The sequence below is a fragment of the Arsenicitalea aurantiaca genome (assembly GCF_003994485.1).
GTDB classification, from domain to species: domain Bacteria; phylum Pseudomonadota; class Alphaproteobacteria; order Rhizobiales; family Devosiaceae; genus Arsenicitalea; species Arsenicitalea aurantiaca.
Genome location: NZ_RZNJ01000014.1, coordinates 1 through 764 on the forward strand (window position 1 = coordinate 1; position 764 = coordinate 764).

Below are 764 nucleotides of genomic sequence, written 5' to 3' on the forward strand. Positions count from 1 at the left end.
CCTCCTTTCTAAGGATCGTCCTTCATCAGCCTGGCTGATATCGGACTTTCATAGAACAAGATCGGTTTAGTCAAAACCGGTCGCAGACTACAGCGGACCCTCGCCGCCTTCGTTTCTCTTTCTTCACAAGCGACAGGCAGTGGCCGTCGGATCGATTATCGGTCTGGTGTTCATTGCCTTTATGCCGGCCAGCACCGAGCTGCCGTGGCCTGGTTTCGTCCGGCCGATGGGGTATCCCAGCGGCGGGGCGGTTCTGACGGGCCCGTAGCTCAGGTGGTTAGAGCGCACGCCTGATAAGCGTGAGGTCGGTAGTTCGAGTCTACCCGGGCCCACCATTCCTTTTGGGGCCATAGCTCAGCTGGGAGAGNAAGCGACAGGCAGTGGCCGTCGGATCGATTATCGGTCTGGTGTTCATTGCCTTTATGCCGGCCAGCACCGAGCTGCCGTGGCCTGGTTTCGTCCGGCCGATGGGGTATCCCAGCGGCGGGGCGGTTCTGACGGGCCCGTAGCTCAGGTGGTTAGAGCGCACGCCTGATAAGCGTGAGGTCGGTAGTTCGAGTCTACCCGGGCCCACCATTCCTTTTGGGGCCATAGCTCAGCTGGGAGAGCGCCTGCTTTGCAAGCAGGATGTCGTCGGTTCGATCCCGTCTGGCTCCACCACTTCGATCCGTCCCGCAGGGCAAATCGCTCCAGTGGAGCGATTTGAGGTGAGAAGGCCATGAGAGCTATGCTCGAATGGCTGAACCCTCCAGGCACTCGATCTC

3 tRNA genes are annotated in these 764 nt (G+C 60.0%); all 3 read left to right on the forward strand.

Features of this window, described 5'->3' with window-relative positions:
* Positions 1 to 258 precede the first annotated feature (258 nt).
* The 3 genes from EMQ25_RS17875 (at position 259) to EMQ25_RS17885 (ending at position 660) form a co-directional block, all read left to right on the forward strand.
* Positions 259 to 335, forward strand: a tRNA-Ile gene (locus EMQ25_RS17875).
* 164 nt (positions 336 to 499) lie between these two features.
* A tRNA-Ile gene (locus EMQ25_RS17880) sits at positions 500 to 576 on the forward strand.
* An 8-nt stretch (positions 577 to 584) separates the two neighbouring features.
* Positions 585 to 660, forward strand: a tRNA-Ala gene (locus tag EMQ25_RS17885).
* Positions 661 to 764: the final 104 nt, after the last annotated feature.